The following is a 17,109-nucleotide window of genomic DNA, read 5'->3' on the forward strand; positions in this document are numbered from 1 at the left end:
AATCCTACAAATGGATCAAAAAAATAATAAAGAAACTAATTTTAAAGAACTTTTAAATCCTTATCTCAAAAACTGGAAATACTTTGTTGCAACAGTTTTCTTGATGCTTGTACTAGCTGTTTATTATATAAAATCAACTTCACCGGTTTATAAAGCTCAAACATCTGTACTCATTAAAGATGCGAAAAAAATGTCTGCAGCATCTGGAGATATTGGTGTTTTGCAAAGTATTGGCGGTTTAAGCGGAATGGGAACAAATAGTATCGAAAATGAAGTAGGCGTTTTTGAATCTAAGACAATTGTTTCAGATGTTGTGAAAGATCATAATTTTCAAACTCCTGTTTATGCAAAGCAGACATTTAATAATCTTGAATTATACGGAGAAACAAATCCATACATCATCAACGTTATTCAGGAAAAAAAAGATAGAGAATTACCTAAAAAACCTATATCTGTAAAAACAAAAGGCAATACTGTCATCTTGTCTTCTGATGAATGGAGTAAAGAAATAAAAGCTTCATTCAATACAAGTATCAGTTTGCCCTTTGCAATAATTATGATTCGTAAGAATCCTGATTATAAAATACAGCGTAAAATAGATTTATCTGATATTTATTTCAATTATGGAGATTTTGATAGTACAGTTAATGATTTTCAAGAAGCTTTAAAAGTCGATTTGCTAGATAAAGACGGAACAATTATAAGTCTTTCAGTAGATTTTGAAAATAAAGATAAGGCCAAAGATTTTCTTAATGGTTTGGTAAGACAATATAATGTTTATGCGATCAACGATAAAAATATTGAATCTAAGCGTACTAAAGATTTTATTGATAGAAGGATTATGCTTATTTCGAGAGAATTAGGAGATGTAGAAACTCAGAAAGCTGGTTTCAAATCTGGCAATAATATGGTTGATCTTCCTACGGAAGCAAGGCTTGGTCTCCAATTGAGAGAGCAAAGTAAAGCTCAACTTTTGGAATTGGATACACAATTGGAACTGACCAGAATATTGCAAAGTTCACTAAACAGAAAAGGAACAGGTGATATTCTTCCATTGAATATTGGTCTGGATAGTGAAACTGCTGGTAAGGCAATTCAGGAGTATAATGAACTTGTTTTGCAGAGAAATAAATATTTAGAGGAAGCCACTCCAGATAACCCCCTTGTGAAAACTGCGACTAAACAGATAGAAGAAATGAAATCTTCCTTAACGCAGTCTTTACAGAGAAATGCAACCAATTTAGAATTAGCTAAAAGAAAAGTAGAAACTCAACTTGGAGGCTCTGAGCAAACAATAGATAAAATTCCCAGTCAGGAAAAACTATTCAGAAATATTGAAAGGCAACAGCAGATTAAAGAAAATCTATATCTTTTACTTTTACAAAAAAGAGAAGAAGCAGCAATCAGTATGGAAATTACTGCTGAAAAAGCAAGAGTATTAGACAAAGCATTTATATTTAAAAAACCTGTGGCTCCGAGAAAAATGTTTACACTAGCTGTTTTTCTGTTTTTAGGTTTGGCTATACCATTTGCAATCATATATTTAAGACAACTCCTTCAGAGTAAAATTATTACGAGATCAGATCTCACACAGCTGACTGAGACTCCTGTAATTGCTGAGATTCCTAAGCTTAAAAATAAAGAGAATGCTCTTGTGGCATTTAACGATGTTTCTCCTATGGCAGAATCATTCAGAATATTTGTTACTAATTTAAGATTTCTCTTACCTGCAAAAGAAAACCCTCAAGTCATCATGGTTACTTCATCTGTAAAAGGTGAGGGGAAAACTTTTATCTCAACAAATTTATCAATCATTTTGGCTTCTTCGCGTAATAAAGTATTGGTAATTGGTGCAGACGTAAGAAACCCTCAATTACAACGTTATAATCCTTCCATGAAATCTGTAAAAGGTTTGACGGAATTTTTAAGCGGAGAAGAAATTTCGATTGATGAAATTATTCATCCAAGCGGATATAATGAAAACTGTGATTTTATTTATTCAGGTTCTATTCCTCCCAATCCGACAGATTTGCTGCAGAACGGTAGATTAGAAGAACTTTTATCGACTGTTAAGGAGCTAAACAAATACAAATATATTGTTTTGGATACTGCTCCTCTTTTATTGGTAACAGATTCATTCCTTATTTCTGATATGGCAGATGTAATAGTATACGTTACAAGATCTGAAGTTACAGAAAAAAGTTATTTGGAGTTTTTAAATAATTCTGTTAAGGATAATAAACTTAAAAATGTAGGAATTGTTTTAAACGAAGTCAAAGAATCTAATTTCGGCTACGGCAATAAGTACGGGTATGGCTATAATGCTGAAGAAAAAAAATGGTGGCAAAAATATTTTTAATTTTACGATTAATGTTTAATTAAAGTTCAATGAAAGTTGCTCTAATTTATACCAAATGATGTAATGAATTTTTCTTCAAAAAAATTAACAATTAATGCAGTTTCGGCAGTCGTTCAGGTTGTCTTTACTGCTTTATTATATTTTTTTCTGTATAAATATTTATTAAAATCCATTGGTGTAGAACAATTAGGAGTTTGGTCGCTAATATTATCATTTTCTTCGATTGCTAACTTGGCTAATATGGGGCTAACTTCAGGATTGGTAAAATTTGTTGCAGAGTATATACTAGAAGATGATAAAAGTAAACTAGGTAAACTTATTTTTACTTCAATTTTATCGATGTCCGTTTTATTTATATTTCTTAGTTTAGTTATCCTTTCCGGAGCACAATTTCTTTTAGGATATGTAATTGATAAAAAATTTTTAGATATTGCATTAGTAATACTCCCATATTCATTAGGCTCTTTGTGTATTAATGCAATAGGAGGCGTGTTTACGTCTGTATTAGAAGGCCATCAGAAAAATTACATCAGAAACTTTATATATATTCTATCTGGTATTGTAATGTATGTAGGGACTATTTTATTAACGCCATTATACCAGCTAAAAGGTGTTGCCATTGCACAAGTTTTACAATCGGGTTTTATTTTTATAGCAGCCATGATATTTACTATAAAAATTAATCCAAATAATAAAATCCGTCATTGGAAATGGAGTACACAATCTTTCAAAGAACTATTCAATTATGGCTATAAATTCCAATTGGTTTCTGTATGTCAAATGCTTTATGAACCTGCAACAAAGTTGCTACTGGGTAAATATGGAGGGCTTGCATTTCTTGGGCATTATGAGATGGCAAACAAAGTTGTGAGCCAGTTCAGAGCTTTGTTAACCAATGCAAATCAGGTTGTAGTTCCTGTTGTTGCAGAAAAAGCAAAATTAGAAGAAGCTTCTTTCATGCAAGCTTTTTATATAAAAATGAATCGTGTTTTGCTTTTATTTAATTTACCATTATCAACATCATTAATTATAGCCGCACCTTTAATTTCTTTATTATGGCTTGGTAGTTTTAATTTTGATTTTATTTTTTCTGTATTAATTCTTTCCGTGGCAACTTTTTTTAATGTGATGTGTGGTCCGGCTTACTTCAGTTCGATGGGGCAAGGTAGATTAAATATATTAGTATTAGTACATATAGGAATGGCTTTTGCAAATATAGTCATTGGGATAATTTTAGGACTTTATGCAGGTGGATATGGAATTATTATTGGATGGGCTATTTCTCTTGCAGGCGGTTCTTTGGTTCTGATTTTCAATTATAATAAAACACTGAAAATTAGTATACTCGACGTTTTTAAAAAAGAAGAATTTAAGTTAATAGTAGTTGGTTTGGGAATTATTATTTTTAATAATTTATTTTATCTATTCGTACCTATTGACAATAAACTTATTAAAATAGCCATTAGCTTATCTACACTTTTTCTATATTTACCTTTCATTTTAAAGAATGAAAACGTTAAAGAAACAATTTCATCCGTAAAAAGTAAAAAATATGTTTGATAGATCATATTTACAAAATCCATTTCGAGAATATTTTAATTGGATAGTGACTAAAATAAAATACCAGTCTAAGTATAAATATCTTCGGGTTGGGTATATGTCAAAATTATTCAATACTACTTTCGGGAAATATAATTGGACTGGGAATAATGTACTAATGATAAATTCTTCTATAGGCGATTTTTCATATATATCTGATGGTTCAGTTATTAATGAAACAATTATGGGCAAGTTTTGTTCAATAGGTCCCAATGTCAGAACAGCACCAGGAAAACATCCAACGCATACTTTTGTTAGTACTCATCCTGCAATATATTCTAATCCAGACTGTTGTCTCAAAAATTTTCAAACCAAAGATCAGCATAATCCAACAAGAACTGTTGTGATAGGTAACGATGTTTGGCTTTGTGCCAATGCAGTGATTGCGGATGGAGTAAAAATTGGAGATGGAGCTATTATCGCTGCAAATGCAGTTGTAACAGCAGATGTTGAGCCTTATTCAATAATGGGTGGTATTCCTGCAAAATTTATCAGAAAAAGATTTAAAGATGAGCAGATAGATGTTTTGAATGAATCCAAATGGTGGGATAAAAGTATTAATTGGATTGATGAAAATGCTCAATTATTTTTGAATATAGAAGATTATTGTCATTTTCATAAAAAGTAAAACTATGACATTAATATATAATTTGATGTTGATTTTTAACAAAAAGTGGCATAGACTTAAGGCTGTTTTTTGGTATCGGTTCTTATTTAAAAAAATTGGAAAATATTGTGTTGTAATAAACCCATTAAAGATTACTCCACAATCAATTATTTTGGGTGACAGAGTTTTTATAGGAAATAATGCAAGAATAGAAGGCGTACAACAATATGAAGCTGAAAAATTTGATCCGAAAATTATTATTAATGATGGTGTAACTATTCAACAAAATATACATTTGACTTGTGCAGAATCTATAGAAATTGGTAAAAATACTGCAATTGCGGCCAATGTAACCATAACAGATATTCATCATCCTTATGATGATATTCATTTGCCAATAGAACAACAAAACATAACAACAAAACCTGTATATATAGGAGAAGGGTGTAAAATTTATAATAATGTTGTTATTATGCAAGGAGCAAAAATTGGAAAACATTGTACAATAGGGGCTAATAGTGTAGTTTCCGGATATTTTGACGATTATTGTGTCATCGTTGGTGTGCCAGCGAAAATTGTTAAAAAGTACAATTCAGAAACTAAAATTTGGGAGAAAATATAAATAATGAACTTGTTTAAAGTAAATTTCTAAGCACAAAAGCCACAAAGATTTAAGAAAATAAATGAGGTTTTAAAGTTTAAAAAGGCAGTTTCTTTTTAAACTTTAAAGAGAAACCTATAAAACTCAAATAACTTTTGCGCCTTTTGTGGTTAAAAAAAATGAATTGTATTTTACCTTAAACAAGTTCTATATAAAGAAAATTAACAAAAATGAAAGAAATCAGAAAAAACTGCCCCGTATGTGGCGACGATCATATTGCTTTTTACACAAATACATACGATAAACATTATGGGCACACAGAAAAAAATTATGATGTTTATTCTTGCACAAAATGTAAATTGCTTTTTCTGAATCCGATGATTGATGACAGCGAATTATTTGCACTATATCCAGAAGATTATTATGATACAAGCATGCAAACAGCAAATGATATTATAAAAAAAAGTAAACCAAATTTTCTTAAGGATTTTTTAATAGGAGCAAAAGCAAAAGATTTGAAATTATCTTTTGCTGGGAAGAAAGTGCTAGATTTGGGTGTAGGAGATTGCGAACAACTTTATGTCCTACACAAGCAAGGTGCCGAAGCGTATGGAACGGAAATTCGAGAATCAGCCTGCATAATCGGCGAAAAGCTTGGTCTAAAAGTATCGAAAGGCACCTTGTTTGAAGCAAATTACCAATCAGATTTTTTTGATTATATAAGAAGTAATCATTCTTTTGAACACATTACCGAACCTCACGAATTGTTAAAAGAAATCAATAGAATTTTAAAAGAAAAAGGGAAGCTTTTTATTGGCGTGCCAAACACAAAAAGTTGGACATTTCGTTTGTTTGGAAAAAATTGGTATTATTTGGGTGTTCCTTTCCATCCATTTTCCTATAACCCAGACAATCTTATCCAATTATGCGAACAATATGGATTCAAAATGGAAAAGATCGACTACAATGCTAATTATTCCAGTTTTGTTAGCGGTATTCAGATTTTGCTTAATTTAAAAAACAAGAAAAAAAGTAGTGATGGATGGTTTCATAGCAAATATAATAGAATCATCTTCCATCAAATAGCTCGATTAAGCAATTTATTCAAACGAGGTGACTGTATGGAAATTACTTTTGTCAAAACAAAGACAGTGTCTAGATGAAAAATATATTGATTACTGGTGGCGCAGGTTTTATAGGCTCAAATATCGCCTTGAAACTTATTGATAAAGGACTGAATGTAACCGTTTTGGATAATCTGTCACCACAAATTCATGGAGACAATCCAGAAATCACCTCACCACTTTACAGAAGTATCATCAATAAAGTTAATTTTATTAATGGCTCTGTAACATCCAAAGAAAAATGGGCTGAAGCTATTGATGAACAAGACGCAATTATACATCTAGCCGCTGAAACAGGAACAGGACAATCAATGTACGAAATCCAAAAATATATTGATGTAAATATTGGAGGAACGGCAATAATGCTGGATTTTTTAACAAATAACACTCATCAGATAAAAAAAGTCATTATTGCATCATCCAGAGCTATTTACGGTGAAGGAAAGTATAAATGTGAGGAACATGGCATTGTTTATCCTACAGAAAGGGAAGATAAAGATATGGAAGTTGGAGATTTTTCGTGTAAGTGTCCTACTTGTAATAAGAATGTAGAATTACTTCCAACTTCCGAGGATAGCAAAATTCATCCGACTTCGGTATATGGTATTACTAAGCAAAATCAAGAGCAAATGGTTTTAACTGTTTGTAAATCATTAAACATTGGAGCAGTAGCTTACAGATACCAAAATGTATATGGTCCCGGACAATCATTATCCAATCCTTATACAGGAATATTATCAATATTTTCCACTCGTATTAAAAATGGGAATGATATTAATGTTTTTGAAGATGGAAAAGAAACCAGAGATTTTGTTTACATAGAAGATGTTGCAGATGCCACGATTTTAGGATTGGAAAAAGATGATGCTAATGGTCAGGTTTATAATGTGGGAACGGGCGTTGCGACAGATGTAATCACAGTTGCCCATACTTTGTCAAAATTCTATAACCGCAAAACACCCATCCAAATCTCGGGAAATTATAGATTAGGCGATATCAGACACAACTTTGCAGATATTTCTAAAATAAAATTACAGCTAGGTTTTGAGTCTCAATGGAGTTTCGAAAAAGGAATTGAAACTTTTACAAACTGGGTCAATGAGCAAGACATTCCTGAGGATAAGTATGAAGCATCTATCCAGGAAATGAAAAATAAAGGACTGTACAAATGAGTAGAAAAATTGGTATAGTCACCGTTTTATACAATAGTGAAACTGTTCTCGAAGAATTTTTCAGAACTTTGAATAATCAGACATACAAGAATTTTACATTATATGTTGTGGATAATTTGTCGCCTGATAGTTCTTTGGAATTAAGCCAAAAATTAGCTTCGCAATATCAGTTTGAAACCGTAATTATTGCAAATGATGCAAATTATGGTGTTGCAAAAGGTAATAATATCGGGATTAGAAGAGCAATGATGGATCAATGTGATTTGGTTTTGTTGTCTAATAATGATATCGCTTTAGAAGATGACTCTATCGAAAAGCTTTTGAAAGGTTTGGATCAACATAACGCAGATATGGCGGTTCCCAAAATCTATTTTTATGGGACCAACAAAATATGGTGCGCAGGTGGCGGTTATAAAAAACGCAATGGTCTCACGATACATTATGGACAGGAAGAAGAAGACAATGGGCAGTTTGATAAAGATCAGGATGTGACCTATTCTCCCACTTGTTTTATGCTGATCAAAAAAGAAATTTTTGACAGTGTAGGATTGATGGATGAGAACTATTTTGTCTATTATGATGATACAGACTTTGTTCACAGAGCTATCCATAAAAATAAGAAACTATGGTATATCAATGAGTCGCTTATCCATCATAACGAATCTAATTCTACGGAAAAAATGAGTGATTTTTATGTTAAGTTTTTGTGGCGGAATTTGGTCTATTTTTCATTGAAGAATTATAGTTTTTTCTATGCTCGATATGTTGTGTTATATAATTTTTTGTATATTTTAATCATATTATATTTTAAATATCCAAGTAATCAGTGGCGCCTTGCTTTGAAATCTTATAAAGAGGGATTGGATTTGTATATGAACAGTAAGCCCGCGTACGGATAATTTATAAACGAATCTATTGGAGGACACTCAAAATCAATTTGAAAGAAAGATTTTTTAGTTGATTTCATTAAAAAATAAATCAATAATATACAATAATTTATGCAGCCGACTTTTAGTACAACGTATTCTTATCCATATATTATTCTTTTCTTGATATTTTTTGTTCTTTTTCTCTGGGAAAATAAAATGAGAAAGAAAGATGAGGATATTAAGATGGTCAGATACTTATGTATGCTAGTCTTTTTTGTTTTCTTTGGATTTAGAGGTTATTTGGATACAGATTTTACAGTATATCATCCACTTTATGAAATGGCTCCAACCATAGATGATGCTAATGGAATTGCGAAGTTTTTCTCAAAGATCAATGAGGATGTTTTATTGAAAATTGAACCAGGTTTCAAAGTAATTTTAGTCTTGTTAAAAAGTATCAATGAGGACTATTTAACACTCCAGATTTTCTCTTCATTTGTAAACGTTCTTTTTCTCAATTTTTTTTTCAAGAAATATTCTCCTCAGTATGTTTTAGGTTTTATTATGTACTTAATTTTTTCTGGATTAATTATAGAAATCAATTTGTTACGAAACTCCAAATCCATATTTCTTTTTATCTATTCTCTTCAATTTATCAAAGAAAGAAATGCTGCAAAATTTTTTATATGTAATGGAATTGGGATTTTATTTCATTCATCAGCAATTTTCTTTTTTCCAGTGTATTTCTTTTTGCATAAAAAAATTCCAATGCCTTTTGTATGGGGTACATTTCTATTAGGTAATATTCTATTTTTGGGACAGATCAAATACATAACCCCAATTGTAATTGCTGTAGGAGATTTTTTTGGTGGAGCATATGCATTACTGGCAGAAGGCTATTCTAACAATAAGCTATACAACAGTAGTTATAGTATTTCTGTTGGTTATCTAGAAAAGGTATTCACTTTTATCATTTTATATCAATTCTATAAAAAAATTGGTGAAAAGATAAAGGACGAAAATACACTTAATATTTTTTATAATTCATTTTTTCTTTATGCCGTCAGTTATTTCTTTTTGTCAGAATATTCTGTTTTTATAGACAGGATCACAACCTTGTTTGTTTTTTCCTATTGGATATTGTATGCTTATTTATATGAAACTCTAAAACAAGAGTTGAAGGTTGTGTTTACGGTAGTGTTATTGTTTTTTGGGATTTACAAAATGGTGTATTCCAATAATAATATATTAAGGAATTACGAAAATATTTTGTGGGATAAACCAACTATTACCAAAGCGTATTTCATTTTTAATAAGCATGTGGACAAAGTACTTGACCCTAAAAAGAAATAATAAACATGAAAATTGCCTTTTTATCTACATTTGCTTTGGATGCCAATATATCTCTAATAAATGCACTGAAACATAACAGTGATGTTTATTTTTTTACGGAAGCATTATACGAAATATTTAATTTTCTTGATAAAAAAAAATTAACGAAGACCATATCCAAAGGAACAGAGGTCGATCAACTAGAACGTTTTCGAGATTTGATTGATCTTGACAAAACTTTTGTAATCAAAGGAACTCGGAATTCCAATGTTATCAAAAAGCTATATATATCTTACCAAATCCATCAATACCTAAAAAAAATCAACCCAGATGTTATCATCATCGATAACAATATGCTCACTTATTTTGTTTCTACAATAGCCCTAAGAAAAAAAATGTTGTTAGTAGTACACGATCCTTTTTTGCACTCTGGAGAAAATTTGTTCATAGACAGAGTTTTGAGAAAAATACATTTTAGCTTGATTCGACAAAAAATGCTTTTAAATGAAAATCAAAAAAAAGAATTTATAGCACATTATAATTATAATTCAAAAGATATTCATACTTCTTTTCTGAGTGTATACGATTTTCTGAATTATTTCAAAACGAAAGAATTTGTTGTTTCTGATAATTTTAACATCTTGTTTTTTGGTCGTATATCTCCTTATAAAGGAATCAAATTCTTGCTAGATGCTTTTGTAGAAATTCTGTCAACCAAAAAATATCCAAATATTACTTTGACAATTGCAGGTAGTGGAAATTTTGATTTTGAACATTACAGACAATATCCAGAAATTAAAATTCTGAATGAGTATATTTATCCGGAAAATCTTGCCAATCTTATTTTCAATTCTTCTGTAGTTGTTTGCCCATATATCGATGCAACACAAAGTGGGGTGGTGATGTCAGCCTACGCCTTCAAAAAACCTGTCATTGCAACCAATGTCGGTGGTTTGCCAGAAATGGTTAAAGATAAATTGACTGGGATTATCATTGATCCCAAAAACCCAGAAGCAATCAAGGATGCCATACTGGAACTGTATAATAACAGTAATTTATTAGAAAAAATGTCTCAGAATATTGAAAAATTGTATTTTTCGGGAGAAAAAAATTGGGCAAGCTCTGCTGATCGATTTGTAGAAGCACTTGAAAACATAATTTCCTAAAAGCATTTTAGATTTATGAAAAATCCTTTAATAACTATAATTATACCTATTTATAAAGTAGAGCAATATTTGGAAAAATGTGTAGATAGTGTAATCAATCAAGAGTATCCAAATTTGGAAATTTTTTTAGTAGATGATGGTTCTCCAGATAAATGCGGTGATATATGTGAATCTTATGCAAAAAAAGATTCTAGAATCAAAGTGATTCATAAAAAAAATGGAGGTCTTTCTGATGCTAGAAACGTAGCAATAGATATGGCATTAGGAGAATATATTACATTTGTTGACAGTGATGATTATGTTAGAGACGATTATGTTTCTACTTTGTATGGACTAATAAAAAAAAATGACTGTAAAATATCTGTATCTGGTTATATAAGATTTGGAGAAGATGATGAATTAAAAGATAGTAATAAGGTCATAAAAGAATATGTTTTTTCTCCAGACAACGCTATTAAAGAAATGTTTTATCAACAAAAATTTGATACCAGTGCCTGGGCAAAATTGTATCATAGATCTTTATTTTCAGATGGATTACGTTATCCGGTAGGACTATTATTTGAAGATTTACCAACCACATATAAGCTTTTTCAAAAAAGTGATAAAGTTGCTTTTTCCACTAAAGAAACTTATTTTTATTTAAGAAGATCCACTAGTATAGAAGGGTCTCCATTTAGTCAAAAAAAAATCGATAGTACTATTAAAATAATAAATCAACTAGAATCTGATTTTAATAACGCTCCTCAATTTAAGAAAGCTCTAAGTTCAAGAATTTTAAATTTTAGTTTTCACATTTTACTTTCAATGCCATTCGATAATGAAAATCGGTTATTTTTAATTAATAAAATAAATTCTTATAGGTCAACTGTAATAAAGGACAAAGAAGCGCAAATGAGATCAAGAATTACTTGCCTACTTTCGTATTTCGGAATTAATAATATAACTAGGGTATTAAAAAAAATAAATTATTAATTATGATTTTACTTAAATTATATTTTCATTTGAATGCTTATTTTTATTTATTTTTATACAAAATAATATATGGCAAATCATTTCAATTTGGAAAAAAAGTTACTTTTAGAAAAGGATTTACACTCATGATAGGAGGTAGAGAAGGGAAAGTTATTATTTCAGATGGTGTATTTTTTAATAACTATTGTTCTGTTTGCTCTATCAATAAAATAGAAATAGGAAAGAATACAATTTTTGGAGAAAATGTGAAAATTTATGATCACAATCATAATTATAAAAGTCCTGCTGTTCTCATTAAAAACCAAGGTTATAACTCAAAACCAATTATAATTGGAGAAAACTGTTGGGTAGGATCCAATGTTATGATTTTAAAAGGTGTCAAAATCGGAGATAATTCTGTTATCGGAGCTGGATGTGTAGTTTTTAAAGATGTGAAGCCAGGTTCTGTCATTGTTAATCAGCAAAGCCTCATAAATATAAAAATTTTGAATAATATATAAATCAATCAAATTTTTTTAAAACAATGATTTTAAGACTTTCAAACAAAAAGCTTTTTGTTTTTATTATCTTTTTTTTGATGTTTTTTTCTGTCAAAAGTCAGATAATCAAAGACTCATTAAAAGTCGAAGTTGATTTTAACAAAAAACTTGGAAATGTAAAGTCTATGTCTGGGTTTTTACATTACGATAATATCAGACTTCTTGAAAAAAATATAAAAGAACTCAGACCAAAATATTGGCGTACAGGTATTCGCTGGTCTGAAAAATCTCCGGATGACATAGCATACCTCCAGAGTTTTGGTATAACTCCAATCTTGGTAATCTCGGATTTGTACGGCTATCCCGGAATAAAAAATAATAAAAATTGGCCGCATCCGCTACGAACAGATAATTTGAAAAATATAATTACAGAAGTATATAATAAATTTAAAAATACTGTTATCTATGATATTTGGAATGAACCTTTTCATCAGGCAGGATTCGGAGATTTTGATCCAGATGAGTATTACCAGATATTTAAGAAGGCTCATGATATTATAAGAGCACTTCCTGGAGGAGATAAAGCCTTGATTACAGGTCCATCATTTGATAAATATGATGAAAAAGAGATGGAAGATTTCTTGAGATTCTGCAATGGTAATAAAATAAGAGTTGATATTCTTAGTTGGCACGAGCTAAGAGATGGCGAATATTCGCAAAGCTTTACAGACGATGTACAGAAACTTAAGCATAATATTATTCCTAAATATCCGAATGTCAAAATAAAAAGTATAATATTGAATGAAATTATCAATCAATATGCACAGTTTTCTCCTTCGAAAGTACTGAGTGTCCTAAATATGCTAGAATATAATAATATTGACGGGGCGTGTAAAGCTTGTTGGGCAGAAAGTGACGGTGTCTTCAATTGTAACAATTCTATAAATGGTCTGCTAACAAATAAGCAAGAAAAGAGATCTGTCTGGTGGGCTTATTACTTATATAATAAAAGTACAAATAACAGAGTTGGGAGTATAAGTAATTCATTTAGTATATCATCCTTTGCTTCTTATGATAAAAATGGAGAATACCTTATTATTAATAATAATAGCGGACAAAAAATACAAAATGTCAAAATTGTCTTAAAAAATTTGATCAAGATTTATAAAAATAAAAAAAGATTGAGATTTGATGTTTTTGTTTTACCTGATACTGGGGAAAAGCCATTAGAAAATTTAGTTTTTGAAAAAAATGGTAATATAATTGTTAATAAAAAAAATTCTATGATCGAACTGAAAAATTTGAATCCGAAAACAGTATATTACATCTCTATAACGAATGGTATAATATCTCAAGTTGAAAAATAATAACTGATAAATGAAAATTGCTGTAATACACGATTGGCTCGATAAATATGGAGGAGCAGAAAGAGTTGTAAACTCCTTGGATAGCTATATAAAGTTCGATTATTATTTTGCATATGCAGATATTATGACAGATGGAGATAAGATTAAAATGTTTAATGGTAAAATTCCGAATGTTTTTTCGAGTCGTTTATTGAAAATTTTAGGAAAGAATTTTCGTTATGCATTACCTTTTTTTCCAATAATTAGTAAACTATTTAATAAGCAGCAAAGTAAGTTTAATTCAATTGATTTGGTTATCAGTTCTTCTTGGTGCTTAGCAAAGGGTTTTAGAATTAATAATGAAAAGCATATTTGCTATATGCAGGCAAGAAATTTCAAATATGTTTGGGACGAATATGATAATTATTTTAAAGGAGTTCTTGGGATATTGTGTTTGCCTCTTAGAAAATATCTTCAATCTTTTGATAAAAGTATGGCACAAAATCCAGAACATATAATAGCAAATTCAGAGTATGTTCAAAATTGGATAGAAAAAAATTATAATAGAAAATCAATTGTCATCTATCCACCTGTTTCTATTGATAAGTTTAGTTTACGTACAATAAGAATACAAGATTCAGATTATTATGTTACTGTTGGTAGATTAGTTCAATATAAAAGGTTTGATTTACTAATAAAAGCTTTTATTAATTTAAATAAAAAATTAATTATTATTGGAGATGGTTCTGAAAAAATAAAATTGGAAAAACTGGCAAAAAATCACAGTAATATTATTTTTAAAGGTTTTTTAAACTCTTATGAAATTAATAAATATATAAAAGAAGCAAAAGCTTTTGTTTTTTCATCTCTAGAAGATTTTGGAATAGCGCCAGTAGAGGCACAAGCTTGTGGTACGCCTGTAATAGCATATGGAAAAGGTGGCGTTCTGGAAACTGTTGTAGATGGAGAAACAGGCATTTTTTTCCATAACCAAAATGTTAAAGATATAGAAGATGCTGTGGTTGCTTTTGAAAAAAGAATCTTGCATTTCAATCCGGTAACAATTCGGGAAAATTCTAAGAAATTTAGTCAGGATGTTTTTAAAATTAATTTTAGATCTTTTTTAGAAAAAGAAAATATTGCGTTCTTTTAAATTAACTAAAAAAAGCGAACATCCACAGTCTGTCATAATTTGTAATTTTAGCTTTCCGATATTAAGTGATATTGAACATTTTAAAGCAAACACCTTTACAAAGCTTTAAAACGCTCATTAGTTTAGAAAATCAGAACTTATAAGATATAAACAGATGTTATGACCACTAGCGGATTATTAAAAAAAAATTATTGAAACTTATATTTATGAAAATAAAGCAAACACCACTTAAAGATTGTTACATCATAGAACCCACTATCTTTGAAGACGATAGAGGCTATTTTTACGAAAAATTTAATGAGCAGAAATTTCAAGAATTGACAGAAATGAATGGACATTTTGTTCAGGACAATATTTCTAAATCAAGCTATGGTGTTCTTAGAGGATTGCATTTGCAAAAGGGAGAACATGCACAGGCTAAACTTGTTTCTTGTTTGGAAGGAAAAGTTCTTGATGTTGCAGTAGATCTAAGGGAAGATTCGCCAAGTTTTGGAAAGTGGTTTTCTATTGAACTTACAGAAGAAAATAAATTGCAATTGTACATTCCAAGAGGTTTTGGACATGGATTTTCTGTACTAAGCAAAACAGCTGTATTTTCATATAAATGTGATAATTTCTATAATAAAAAATCGGAAGGCGGTGTTCTGTGGAATGATGCAGAACTAAATATAGATTGGCGACTTCCTTTGGAAGATGTTTTACTTTCTGATAAAGACAAAATTCAACCGGAATTTTCTTTGAAAAATTTTTAATATTTTAGGGATTTTAAAAAGTCTTTAATTCAATAACTACTGAGACATAGTATTTTTAGGATTAAAAACTATAATTGCCGGATTTTATGCTAGCTTATTTTTTAAAACATTTACCCAAAATTTTTCTGATAGGTGATTATATCATTATCAATCTTTTTTTTGTCGTGGGAAAGTTATATTTTTTCGAATTTAACGACACAGATTTTCTACAGAATTATAGAGCACATTTTTTTCTTCTTAATATTTCTTGGTTAGTTATTACAGTCATAACAAAGCCCTATAGAAGTTTGAAAATGAAAGAATCGTCACTACACTTTAATGCATTGACGAAATCTTTTATACTATTAATTCTAATCTCACTAATTTATTTAAATTTGGTGTTTTCTGTGAAAATCGACTACAGAAATATGATACTTTATTTTCTTTTAGTTGGTTTTTTTATGACATTTACAAGATTCCTTCTTTTCTTATATCGTAAAAAAAACAGGGTCAAATTAGGACGAAAATCTATTTCTTTTAATACGGTACTTGTAGGTGAAAATCATATTTCAACTTCATTATTGTCAAATAATAATCTGAGAAGGTCTATTGGAATCAGAGGAACTTATACACCCAATAATACAGAAATAAAAAACAAATATTTAGGTGGTATTGATCAGTTATTTGAAGATTTAGAAAAAACCAAAATTAGCAGCATCATTTTTTGCGATGATAATATTGATGTTGAATTATATAAACAAATTGTTGATGTTGCTGAACACAAAATGATTAGGATTTATATGGTTCCTAATTTTAAATATATAAATCTTGGACCCAATTATTTAGACGTAATTCATGAAATTCCTTTTCTTAAATTATTAAGAGAGCCATTATCTAATCCTAAAAAACAAATTTTGAAACGTGCATTCGATATTTGTTTTTCACTTTTTGTAATGATATTTATTTTATCATGGCTGATTCCGATAGTAGCACTTATAATTAAATTAGAAAGTGGGACATCAGTATTTTTTATGCAGAAACGATCGGGTCTTAACAATGAAACATTTCAGTGTATAAAATTCAGAAGTATGGCTGTTAATAAAAGCGCTGATCTAAAAATTACTACGAAAAACGATCCGAGAGTAACAAAGTTTGGTGCATTTATGAGAAAAACAAGTATCGACGAATTGCCTCAATTTATTAATGTTTTTCTGGGAGATATGTCAATAGTTGGTCCGAGACCACATATGATTTCACAAACAGAAATGTATTCTAAAATCACGAAAAAATATATGACAAGACATATCGTGAAACCCGGAATTACAGGATGGGCACAAGTGATGGGATCCAGAGGCGAAATCTTTACCCATAATGATATGGAAAAAAGAGTGGAAAAAGATATTTGGTATATCCAGAACTGGTCTTTTTTCTTAGATCTTAAAATTATATTTCTTACACTCTATAATATCGTAAAAGGAGACGAGCAGGCTTATTAAATTTCATTTAAGTATACATACTCAATATTTTTAAAACATTTTTAAAAAATTAAATCATAACCACTTATTTATAAGTGGTTTTTATAGGTCTATGATACAGAGT

The 17,109-nt window shown here is 29.8% G+C and carries 15 protein-coding genes; all 15 read left to right on the forward strand.

Going from position 1 to position 17,109, the window contains the following annotated elements; all coding sequences use genetic code 11:
* Window positions 1–10: 10 nt before the first annotated feature.
* Window positions 11–2,359 carry a GumC family protein gene (locus AC4FQ5_RS08415; RefSeq protein ID WP_491142409.1) on the forward strand — a complete coding sequence of 783 codons (2,349 nt, stop codon included), beginning with the start codon at window positions 11–13 and terminating at the stop codon, window positions 2,357–2,359.
* 63 nt (window positions 2,360–2,422) lie between these two features.
* Window positions 2,423–3,919, forward strand: coding sequence for a lipopolysaccharide biosynthesis protein (locus AC4FQ5_RS08420; RefSeq protein ID WP_491142410.1), 1,497 nt, complete (start codon window positions 2,423–2,425; stop codon window positions 3,917–3,919).
* Entirely contained in the window at window positions 3,912–4,586 is a 675-nt protein-coding gene (locus AC4FQ5_RS08425; RefSeq protein ID WP_491142412.1) for a CatB-related O-acetyltransferase, read from the forward strand. The genes AC4FQ5_RS08420 and AC4FQ5_RS08425 overlap by 8 nt, the downstream gene beginning before the upstream one ends.
* A gap of 4 nt (window positions 4,587–4,590) precedes the next feature.
* Window positions 4,591–5,187 carry an acyltransferase gene (locus tag AC4FQ5_RS08430; protein ID WP_491142414.1) on the forward strand — a complete coding sequence of 199 codons (597 nt, stop codon included), beginning with the start codon at window positions 4,591–4,593 and terminating at the stop codon, window positions 5,185–5,187.
* A gap of 209 nt (window positions 5,188–5,396) precedes the next feature.
* A complete protein-coding gene (locus AC4FQ5_RS08435; RefSeq protein WP_491142416.1) occupies window positions 5,397–6,329 on the forward strand; it encodes a methyltransferase domain-containing protein in 933 nt (310 codons plus the stop codon).
* Window positions 6,326–7,462 carry an NAD-dependent epimerase/dehydratase family protein gene (locus AC4FQ5_RS08440; protein ID WP_491142418.1) on the forward strand — a complete coding sequence of 379 codons (1,137 nt, stop codon included), beginning with the start codon at window positions 6,326–6,328 and terminating at the stop codon, window positions 7,460–7,462. The genes AC4FQ5_RS08435 and AC4FQ5_RS08440 overlap by 4 nt, the downstream gene beginning before the upstream one ends.
* Window positions 7,459–8,361, forward strand: a complete 903-nt coding sequence (locus AC4FQ5_RS08445; RefSeq protein ID WP_491142420.1) for a glycosyltransferase family 2 protein — start codon at window positions 7,459–7,461, stop codon at window positions 8,359–8,361. The genes AC4FQ5_RS08440 and AC4FQ5_RS08445 overlap by 4 nt, the downstream gene beginning before the upstream one ends.
* Before the next feature lie 186 nt (window positions 8,362–8,547).
* Entirely contained in the window at window positions 8,548–9,684 is a 1,137-nt protein-coding gene (locus AC4FQ5_RS08450) for an EpsG family protein (protein ID WP_491142422.1), read from the forward strand.
* Window positions 9,685–9,689: 5 nt separating this feature from the next.
* The gene (locus AC4FQ5_RS08455) at window positions 9,690–10,829 is read left to right on the forward strand and encodes a glycosyltransferase family 4 protein (RefSeq protein ID WP_491142424.1); all 1,140 of its coding nucleotides are present in this window, start codon (window positions 9,690–9,692) and stop codon (window positions 10,827–10,829) included.
* A 15-nt stretch (window positions 10,830–10,844) separates the two neighbouring features.
* The gene (locus AC4FQ5_RS08460; protein ID WP_491142426.1) at window positions 10,845–11,801 is read left to right on the forward strand and encodes a glycosyltransferase family 2 protein; all 957 of its coding nucleotides are present in this window, start codon (window positions 10,845–10,847) and stop codon (window positions 11,799–11,801) included.
* 2 nt (window positions 11,802–11,803) lie between these two features.
* Window positions 11,804–12,301, forward strand: a complete 498-nt coding sequence (locus tag AC4FQ5_RS08465) for an acyltransferase (protein WP_491142428.1) — start codon at window positions 11,804–11,806, stop codon at window positions 12,299–12,301.
* Window positions 12,302–12,324: 23 nt separating this feature from the next.
* Entirely contained in the window at window positions 12,325–13,647 is a 1,323-nt protein-coding gene (locus AC4FQ5_RS08470) for a GH39 family glycosyl hydrolase (protein ID WP_491142430.1), read from the forward strand.
* A gap of 10 nt (window positions 13,648–13,657) precedes the next feature.
* Window positions 13,658–14,779, forward strand: coding sequence for a glycosyltransferase (locus tag AC4FQ5_RS08475; protein WP_491142432.1), 1,122 nt, complete (start codon window positions 13,658–13,660; stop codon window positions 14,777–14,779).
* Window positions 14,780–14,985: 206 nt separating this feature from the next.
* Window positions 14,986–15,531, forward strand: coding sequence for a dTDP-4-dehydrorhamnose 3,5-epimerase (gene rfbC / locus AC4FQ5_RS08480; protein WP_491142434.1), 546 nt, complete (start codon window positions 14,986–14,988; stop codon window positions 15,529–15,531).
* An 86-nt stretch (window positions 15,532–15,617) separates the two neighbouring features.
* The gene (locus tag AC4FQ5_RS08485; protein ID WP_491142436.1) at window positions 15,618–17,006 is read left to right on the forward strand and encodes an exopolysaccharide biosynthesis polyprenyl glycosylphosphotransferase; all 1,389 of its coding nucleotides are present in this window, start codon (window positions 15,618–15,620) and stop codon (window positions 17,004–17,006) included.
* Window positions 17,007–17,109: the final 103 nt, after the last annotated feature.

The organism is Chryseobacterium sp. DT-167 (assembly GCF_058310155.1).